Origin of the sequence: Pseudoalteromonas sp. 120-MNA-CIBAN-0494, assembly GCF_040308885.1 — a bacterium.
Lineage (GTDB): Bacteria > Pseudomonadota > Gammaproteobacteria > Enterobacterales > Alteromonadaceae > Pseudoalteromonas > Pseudoalteromonas nigrifaciens.
On sequence record NZ_JBEOOE010000059.1, the window covers coordinates 1 to 9,273 of the forward strand.

Annotated in this window: 10 protein-coding genes; 3 read left to right on the forward strand and 7 right to left on the reverse strand. The window is 40.0% G+C overall.

What is annotated here, in order from left to right:
• Positions 1–223 precede the first annotated feature (223 nt).
• Positions 224–1,009 carry a 3'(2'),5'-bisphosphate nucleotidase CysQ gene (gene cysQ / locus AAEY55_RS17650; protein WP_011326850.1) on the reverse strand — a complete coding sequence of 262 codons (786 nt, stop codon included), beginning with the start codon at positions 1,007–1,009 and terminating at the stop codon, positions 224–226.
• Positions 1,002–1,574: an ADP compounds hydrolase NudE gene (gene nudE / locus AAEY55_RS17655; protein WP_350552519.1), complete on the reverse strand. Its 573-nt coding sequence runs from the start codon at positions 1,572–1,574 to the stop codon at positions 1,002–1,004. Before nudE ends, cysQ begins: the two co-directional genes overlap by 8 nt.
• 62 nt (positions 1,575–1,636) lie before the next feature.
• On the opposite strand from nudE, the gene yrfG reads away from it, so the two are divergent.
• The gene (yrfG, locus tag AAEY55_RS17660) at positions 1,637–2,284 is read left to right on the forward strand and encodes a GMP/IMP nucleotidase (RefSeq protein WP_011326848.1); all 648 of its coding nucleotides are present in this window, start codon (positions 1,637–1,639) and stop codon (positions 2,282–2,284) included.
• Between the two features lie 19 nt (positions 2,285–2,303).
• Here yrfG and dcd read toward each other — a convergent pair whose 3' ends face one another.
• The 5 genes from dcd to AAEY55_RS17685 form a co-directional block, all read right to left on the reverse strand.
• Positions 2,304–2,822, reverse strand: coding sequence for a dCTP deaminase (gene dcd, locus AAEY55_RS17665; protein ID WP_350552505.1), 519 nt, complete (start codon positions 2,820–2,822; stop codon positions 2,304–2,306).
• 4 nt (positions 2,823–2,826) lie between these two features.
• On the reverse strand, positions 2,827–3,390 hold the full coding sequence (locus AAEY55_RS17670; protein ID WP_350552508.1) for a dCTP deaminase domain-containing protein: 564 nt from the start codon (positions 3,388–3,390) through the stop codon (positions 2,827–2,829).
• A 21-nt stretch (positions 3,391–3,411) separates the two neighbouring features.
• A complete protein-coding gene (gene dut / locus AAEY55_RS17675) occupies positions 3,412–3,867 on the reverse strand; it encodes a dUTP diphosphatase (protein WP_350552511.1) in 456 nt (151 codons plus the stop codon).
• Positions 3,868–3,964: 97 nt separating this feature from the next.
• Positions 3,965–4,333, reverse strand: a complete 369-nt coding sequence (locus tag AAEY55_RS17680; RefSeq protein WP_350552513.1) for a YacL family protein — start codon at positions 4,331–4,333, stop codon at positions 3,965–3,967.
• Between the two features lie 114 nt (positions 4,334–4,447).
• Positions 4,448–4,666, reverse strand: a complete 219-nt coding sequence (locus tag AAEY55_RS17685) for a hypothetical protein (protein WP_011326845.1) — start codon at positions 4,664–4,666, stop codon at positions 4,448–4,450.
• A 314-nt stretch (positions 4,667–4,980) separates the two neighbouring features.
• On the opposite strand from AAEY55_RS17685, the gene uvrD reads away from it, so the two are divergent.
• Together uvrD and AAEY55_RS17695 are read left to right on the forward strand one after the other, a co-directional pair.
• Positions 4,981–7,146, forward strand: coding sequence for a DNA helicase II (gene uvrD, locus AAEY55_RS17690; RefSeq protein ID WP_058372303.1), 2,166 nt, complete (start codon positions 4,981–4,983; stop codon positions 7,144–7,146).
• A complete protein-coding gene (locus tag AAEY55_RS17695; protein ID WP_350552516.1) occupies positions 7,124–9,193 on the forward strand; it encodes a GNAT family N-acetyltransferase in 2,070 nt (689 codons plus the stop codon). Before uvrD ends, AAEY55_RS17695 begins: the two co-directional genes overlap by 23 nt.
• The last annotated feature ends 80 nt before the right edge of the window (positions 9,194–9,273 follow it).

Here is a 9,273-nt window from a genome sequence, read left to right on the forward strand (position 1 = left end):
CGGGAGCCGGATTTGAACCGACGACCTTCGGGTTATGAGCCCGACGAGCTACCAGACTGCTCCATCCCGCGCCTGTAATTTCTTTAAAACAAATCCGTAATATTTACGAGCCTGCCTTGAAGAGAGCGCTACTATATAGGAATAAACATATAATGCAAGGCTTTAGTTATTATTATTGTTCAAGTGAACAAAAAGCAGGCAGTTGATGTTGTAAGTATTCCCTTTAGTGTGGATTAATCATTTTTTGCCACTCCCAATCAGGGTGTCCCATTACAATGAAGTCTGGGTTTTCAGTACTTTCACGCTGATTATAAGTTAGTGGGTTAAACTCTGCATCGGTAATACTGCCGCCAGCTTGCTCAACTATAATTTGTGATGCGCCCGTATCCCACTCACCAGTAGGGCCGATTCTTAAAAAACAGTCGGCCTTTCCCTCTGCAACAATACATGCCTTTAAAGAGCATGACCCTAAAGCAACAGTAGTAAATTGGGCGTTAAGGTACTGGCTCACTGCTTCAATTTTTTGGCGGCGGCTTACTGCAACCGTTAAGTTATCGGGTGAGGCTACAAATATTTGCTTGTCGCTACCATTTTTACGCTTAAACGCCCCATTATCGGCGCTCGCAAAATAGGTTACCCCTTTTGTTGGCCAATGAATAACTCCCAGTACAGGTTGGTTATTTTCAATGAGTGCTATATTTACCGCAAAGTCGCCACTTTCTAAAATAAATTCTCCGGTACCATCCATAGGATCAAGCAACCAATAACGTTGCCAATGCTGCCTGTCGGCTAATGCTGGGATCGGTGTTTCTTCTGACATAATAGGAATATTGGGTGCTAACGCCTCTAAACCAGCCACAAGCACGTCGTTAGCAGCAAGATCAGCTTTAGTAACAGGTGTGTTGTCTAGCTTTTGCTCTTTACCAATATCGCCATTTTTATAAATAGCCATAATGGCATCACCAGCACGCTCAGCCAATAATATACAAGGCTCTAGTAATTTATTCATCAATGACTCCTGATGCTAAATACTGATCTAATAATAATAAAGCAGCTACACTGCGTGCTTCGGTAAAATCGTCTTGTGTTAATAATGACCGCCAATCGGTTAATGGCCACTTAACAACGACCAGTGGCTCTGGCTCATCACCGGGCAATGTTTGTGAATACAATTGTTTAGCGACCATAATGTGCATGGTGGTATTAAAATGACTTGGCGCTATAGATACCGCTTTTAATCGTTTTAGGTAATCTGCACCAAAACCAACTTCTTCTTTAAGTTCACGGTTAGCGGCTTGCTCTGGTGTTTCACCTGGGTCAATTAACCCTTTAGGAAAACCCAGTTGATAGTCGTTAATACCAGCGCAATATTCTCGCACTAGTAGTAATTCGTTATCTTTAGTTAACGGCACAATCATTACTGCACCTCGCCCGCCGCCACGAATTCGCTCATATTGACGTTCTTCGTTATTAGAGAATTTAAGTTCTAAAGATTCCACGGTAAATAAGCGACTTTTAGCTACAACTTTATTACTGAGGATTTGCGGTGGTATTGGGTGCTTTTTCTGTGTCATTGGCGTTAATTTGCTATCATGGCAGTTGTGCTTAATCATAAACTTTTCACAGGGAAAAGCCCATGCTAAATTGGTCAAAAATCGATACAGTTTTACTCGATATGGATGGAACATTACTCGATTTACATTACGATAGCCATTTTTGGCTTAACGTTATTCCACAACAGCACGCATTAGCAAAAAATATTAGCTTTGAAGCAGCGCAAGCGGATATTTCAAAACGCTACCAAGCCGTTAGCGGAAAAATACAATGGTATTGCTCAGATTATTGGGAGCAACAGTTAAACCTACCTATTATGGAACTAAAGCGACAATCTAAGCACTTAATAAAAGTGCGCGACGATGTGCCGTACTTTTTAACTGAACTTAAAAAAGCAGGTAAAGAGTTAATTTTACTTACTAACGCCCACCCTGAGTGTGTAATGCTTAAATTTGAGCAAACTGCAATTGATAACTACTTAGATGGAGTCGTATCGACTCATGAATATGGGGTAAGTAAAGAGCAACAAAGCTTATGGCAACAGGTGCAAAGTGACTTAGGATTTAACAAAAGCCGTACGCTTTTTGTTGATGATAGTGTTCCTGTGCTCAACGCAGCACGCCAATATGGTATTGAACACTTGCTTGCGGTTGCAAACCCAGACAGCCAGCAACCACATAACGATATAGCCGATTACTTAAATGTTACCGACTATCGCAAGCTAATTTAGTTGTAAGGATAACGAACTACTAAGCCATAGCTGTTGGATGCATTGAATTTTGGTAGCGCCCATCATAACCTGATACATCAGTGTCTGTTTCAAAAAGAAATAGAGAAGCTATAGGCATACCAGGAATCAACTTATAATAAAATTCACTCATATTAATTAATTCCAGAGTAATCTTCCCTCTGTAACCAGGGTCGATTTGACCATCACAGACGTGAGCAAATAAAAAACCACGGGCGATTGAGCCTTTTGTTTGTATTAATCCAAACCGATTATTAGGTAATGAAACCTCTTCTTGTGTACAGGCAAGCAACTTACCGTTAGGTGGAAGAATAATATTTTGTCCTTCACCCAACGTAGTCGTCGTTGTTTCCATTTTTCTGGGCGGAGTGAAAGCTTCACCATTATAAGGCGCATATTTAGTAAACTGATTATCTAAATGTAGCCCTATTGACGTTGTGTCAACCACAACGTCCTGATTTCGTCTAACCACCGCATTATTTTCAACTAGCGCCTTAAGTGCGACTTGCGTAAGGATCATCTTCTCATGCCTTTGTAAGTAGATATGTTAGAGAAATTGTTATTACAGATGTTAAAATAGATACGACTCCCGTTATCACATGTGGGGTATGATTACTAAAGAAGTCTTTAAACTTGCTTGTATCACTAGGTTCAATATTTACAGCATTTCTTGTACTGTTACCAATAATTGGATGTTCCGTTGTCAAAAATGTGAGGGAACAAAATTTATCCTTTGTAGATAGAGATACTTTTTTATTGCCTACGTTAAAAACCGGTATGTGTAACTTTCCTTCGAATAAAGGATCTACCTTAGTATTAGCAACAAGAATCCCCTTGGCACCAAGACTGCCTTTAGAAGATAGAAATGCAAAAGCGTTGTTCGGCATCTTTATTGTCTGTTCTGTACAGATAAGTAAACAACTATTTGGCGAAATCACAACTTTATCTGTGATATGTCTCCAATCAGTATCTCCTGCTTTCTTGTACATAGAACCGATACTAAGATCGACGGAAACTTGCTCTACCGAGTCAGAGCATAAGGGAGCTATATCTATTTTTCTATTTTCTAAGTCCTTTGCAAGTATCATAAACTATCCTTAGTATTCTAGTTAGCTTTTACCTGAACTACCAAAACCACCTTCACCGCGCTCAGTTGCATCAAATTCGTTAACAACGTTAAAACCTACTTGTACAATTGGCACAAATACAAGTTGAGCTATTCTTTCACCTACTTCAACAGTGTATGTTTTAGCGCTGCGATTCCAAAGAGAAATAAATATTTGTCCTTGGTAGTCTGAGTCAATCAATCCGACTAAGTTCCCCATGACTAAACCATGCTTATGACCAGAACCAGAGCGAGGAATTATAGTCGCGGCAAGGCTATTATCTTTCATATGTACAGCAAAACCAGATGGAATAAGCTCAACTTGCCCTGGCTCTAAAACTAGTTCAGCTTCAATACAAGCTCTAAGGTCAATACCAGCAGAACCTTCAGTTGCATATTTTGGTAATGGGAATTCAGTACCTAGACGGTTATCTATAATTTTTAAATCAATATTTCTCATTTTTACTTTCTACTTTTAATAAGTTTATAAACAGAATAATACAGATAAAATGCTTGTTGTGCATTGCTGTATATTTTCATTAGTGTGCTAACTATGTTTATCTTGAAGTCGTAAACTCATGCCATGAGTTTATTAGGTCTATAAAATCTTCAAAACCACAACCACTGCTTAGGCCATTTTCTTCAAGCGCTAAATCGTCATCTTGATAAGCCATAAGATCTTCGCTGTCTTGGTGCAGAGCATGGGCTTCAAATAGAGCTTCGTCTTTCGTTAAAATTAAATCTATTTCTTGGCCTTTTAGTATTAAAGGCTCAAAGCTTGAACTCACCGATGCAATAAGCGCTTGCACCATAGCTATTTTATCTTTGCCTATTTCTTCGTTTAACCAGCGGCCAATTATGGCATGCTCGCTACTTATTTTAATGCGTAATCCGCTAATTGGATCGCGAATAAATTGATATTCCATACGTATCGCTTTTAAATCGTTAGTTGCGCAATTATATACGTAAATAGCTGCAGACGCTAAAAAGCAAAATAGCGCCAAAAGGCGCTATTTTATAAAGCTTTAATATTAATTACGTCACGATCTATAACGTGCTGCATCAATAATTGCCCAAACATATACAATAGCGGCAATTATTCCTGGCACAATTAAAAACCATAATGCCGCACCACCAAAAAATAATATAGCGAATATAAGCGCGGCAAGAATACGCCCTTGCACTAGCTGCCCCAACCCCGGGAAAAATATATTACATAATGCTGCGATTACGTTACCGCCTGAACCTTGTCCTGACATACTAACCTCTGTAGTTTATTTAATTTTTATATTTTAGCTATAGAATTACTTACACACTCTATGCCAATTTAATAAATGTTACAAATCATATAGTTGTATTTTTATCAGTTTAACGCTGTGGTGATTTTTACTAAATTGAGGTCAAATTAGCAATTTTTATTATATCTTTTTAACCTTTTCCATTTTTGATTCGCTATCAAGCTACTAGTTTAGAACATAATTTTATGAATAGCTGTGTATAAAAACAGTATTTTATTTAGCCTAACAAAAACACCTGCTATACTGCCCGCATTATTGATTAAAAAGGCGTAACGATGGACGTTTCACAATTACTCGATGGCTTAAACGACAAACAACGCGATGCCGTTGCAGCCCCACTACAAAACATGCTGGTATTAGCAGGTGCTGGGTCTGGTAAAACACGAGTGTTGGTTCATCGTATTGCTTGGCTAATGCAAGTTGAGCAAGCCTCAGCGTATAGTATTTTTGCGGTTACCTTTACTAATAAAGCAGCTAAAGAGATGCGTACTCGCGTTGAAGAGACGCTAAAAGCGCCGGTTGGTGGTATGTGGATTGGTACTTTCCATGGTTTGTCGCACCGTATTTTACGCGCGCACCACCGTGAAGCAAAATTACCCGAAGCATTTCAAATTTTAGACTCAGACGATCAGCTACGTATGATCAAACGTTTATTAAAATCGATGAATATTGATGATAAAAAATGGCCCGCTAAACAGTTTGGTTGGTACATAAGCGCTAAAAAAGATGAAGCACTTCGCCCTAAAGATATTCAAGCCTACGATATTAACGAGCAAATGATGCTGCGCGTGTACGCGGCGTATCAAGAAGCATGCGACAGAGCAGGCTTAGTCGATTTTGCCGAAATACTACTGCGCAGCTACGAAGTACTCAAAAATAACCCTACACTACTGCGCCATTATCAACAGCGCTTTGCACACATGTTAGTAGACGAGTTTCAAGACACCAACACCATACAATACGCATGGTTAAAACTACTTGCTGGCGACTCCAATAGTATTATGATTGTTGGCGATGACGATCAGAGTATCTATGGTTGGCGCGGTGCAAAAATAGAAAACATTAAACGTTTTTTAACTGACTTTAGCGCAGAGACCATTCGTCTTGAGCAAAACTATCGCTCTACCGCCACTATATTAAAAGCCTCAAATGCCCTGATCCAAAATAACTCAGAGCGTATGGGTAAAAGCTTATGGACCGACGGTAACGAGGGCGAACCTATTTCTATTTACGCCGCATTTAACGAGCTAGACGAAGCGCGTTTTGTAAGTAGTAAACTGCGTAGTTGGTTAAATGCCGGCAATGCGCTGCAAGATGCGGCTATTTTATATAGAAGTAATGCGCAATCACGTGTACTCGAAGAAGCCATGCTACAAGAAGGCCTAAAGTATCGTATTTATGGCGGCATGCGATTCTTCGAACGCCAAGAAATTAAAGACGCCCTGTCGTACTTACGCATAATAGGTAACCGTCAAGACGATGCTGCATTTGAACGAGTAATTAATACTCCAGCTCGTGGTATTGGCGATAAAACGCTAAGCCATATACGCGACTGTGCACGCGCCGAATCGTTACCACTTTGGTATGCAGCAAAAGCAATTGTAGAGCAACAACATTTATCTGGCCGCGCTTCTGGTGCAGTGAGTAAGTTTGTCGAACTAGTAGAGCATATTGAAGATAAAATTAGCGATCTAACGCTACATGAGCAAGCTAAGTACGTTATTCAAACTTCTGGGTTAATGGCAATGTACCAAGCCGAAAAAGGTGAAAAAGGCCGTGCCCGAGTAGAAAACTTAGAAGAACTTATTAGCGCTTGCGATCAGTACGAATTGCCTGAGGAAGAAGAATATAGCTCTCCTCTACAAGGCTTTTTAGCGCATACCTCGCTTGAATCTGGTGAAGGACAAGCAGAAGAGCACGAAGACGCCGTACAAATGATGACATTGCACTCAGCTAAAGGTTTAGAATTTCCGTTAGTGTTTATGGTTGGCGTAGAGGAAGGTATGTTCCCTTCTCAACAAAGTAATGAAGAGTCTGGCCGTTTAGAAGAAGAACGCCGCCTTTGTTATGTAGGTATGACCCGCGCTATGGATAAACTATATATTAGCCATGCCGAAAGCCGTCGTTTATATGGACAAGAAAAATACCATACACCATCGCGCTTTTTACGGGAAATTCCCGAGGACTGTGTTGAAGAAATTCGTATTAAAACCCAAGTATCTCGACCACCCGCTGCAGGGCGTTTTAGCGCATCAGTTAGTCACGCTGCATTTGAAGATAGCGGCTTTAACTTGGGGCAACGTGTACTGCATGCTAAATTTGGTATTGGTACAGTACTTAATTACGAAGGTGCGGGTGCGCAATCTCGCGTACAAGTCAACTTTGATGATTTAGGTAGTAAGTGGTTAGTAACGGCATATGCAAGACTACAAGCTATATAAAAAGCAACTCATACAACTAGAACAACAATTAGCTGGCGCGCATCACCGCCAGCTAGTGCTTGTTACTGGCAATGATAATTGGTGCTATGAGCTGACAAACTCACTAGTACAAAATACTAATACACTTACTCTATCTAAACATTGTGCACTTAAAAATGCTCAATGGCCTGCACACATTCACCAAATATTAGGACAAGAATTTACCCACGCCATTTACGATGGCTTTAGTGGCTTATACCCCGATAAGTTGGCCGCAATTGCTGGTACAGTTAGAGCTGGCGGAGTATTGTTTGTATTACTTCCTGAGCTGGGTAACCTAAATAACTGGCAAGATCCCGCATTAAAAAGTGTCCAGTCTCATGGCCACAGCAATCAATATAGTTTATTCAATCAGCGTTTCAGCTCTATTATTAAAAGCTTACCGGCCTTGCATTACAGTGAAGAATTTGGCTGCATCAATAATAATTATAACTATGTCCTGCACAGTAATATTGATTTTGAACCGCAGAAAAACTGCGTAGCACAAATAGTAAAAGTAGCTCATGGTCGCGCCAATAGACCGCTACTGATCAATGCAGATAGAGGGCGAGGAAAGTCAGCCGCATTAGGCCTAGCAGCCGCAAAATTAGCTGATAAAAATGTAATTATTTGCGCCACTCAATTTAGAGCAACACACAGCAGCTTTAAACACTTAGCTGCACAGCTAAATGTTAATTACGATCCATTACAAAAACAGCTTGCTAACATGCAATATATTGCGCCAGACGCTCTGTTAAATGAGCTTCCCGAGTGTGACATACTCTTAGTAGATGAAGCTGCTGCTATCCCAGTGCCTATGTTATTAAGCATGTTAGCGCATTATCCTCGTATTGTATTTGCAAGCACCTTAGTAGGTTATGAAGGCAATGGTAGAGGCTATACAATTCGCTTTAGTCAATATATTAAAAACCACTACAAAGCTTCTAAAGTAATTACTCTTGATGAGCCATTGCGCTTTGCTAAGCACGATCCACTTGAGCAGCATATTCGCAGTTTATTAGCACTTGATGCACAGTATCAAGAGACTAATAGCAATAAATCGCAGATTCCTAAGCATAGTGAAGTAACTCAGCAACAACTCGTAACTGATGAAGCACTATTGTGCCAAGTCGTTGCTTTACTTGCACTTGCTCATTATCAAAGTAGTGTGAATGATTTACGCCAGTTGTTAGATGCGCCATCGCAACGCATATTTATCAGCAAAATAGACAAGCAATTAGTGGGTGTATGCTTAATCGCGATAGAAGGCGGTTTAAGTGAAGAACTTACTGAGCAAGTTATAAGTGGTGAGCGCCGCCCACAAGGGCATTTAATGGCGCAAACACTTGCACAACTGAGCTTTAACAGTGATTTTTTAACTCATTTAAGTGCGCGAGTTGTCCGTATTGCAATTGATCCAAGCTCACATAATTGTGGCCTAGGAAAAGCATTACTGAGCTATAGCGAGTCACAAGTAAAAGAACAATGTACTTGGTTTGGTGCTAGTTTTGGTGCCACTGCACAATTGCTAAAATTTTGGCAAAGCCTAGGCTTTAATGCTGTTAAATTAGGTTACCAACGCGACAAAAGCACTGCTGAGCACGCAACTTTAGTTGTTAAATCTCTTAATGCACCACAACAAAGTTTACAGTCACTGATTAAACAGTTTCAATACGAGCTGTTTTATGGCCTATTAAGCCACTTTAAGTCATTAGAATGGCAACTGGTTAGCACATTACTGCGCTCATTTAATGATGAGGTAATAGCTTCTGATACGTTAAGGTTATTTACACAGCAACTCAGCAGTAACCGCTTTACTATTTCACCCACTCTCTGGCGTTTAATTAGCCAAAATCCTGTTATAATTACTAGGATAGCAGCCAATCAGCAGCAACTTTTAATTCAAACAGTTTTACAACACCATACCGATGAGCAACTTATTAAAAATTTAAATCTCAGCGGCAAAAAGCAATTAGAACAACTGTTTAGAAACACAACAAACATACTCGCAAAGCAACTTTCTTCATAAAGCCATTTCACTTTTCTGCAGACGTAAAAAAGCCCGAATCGTTAAATTCGGGCTTTCTACAATTTGGAGCCTGGCAATGT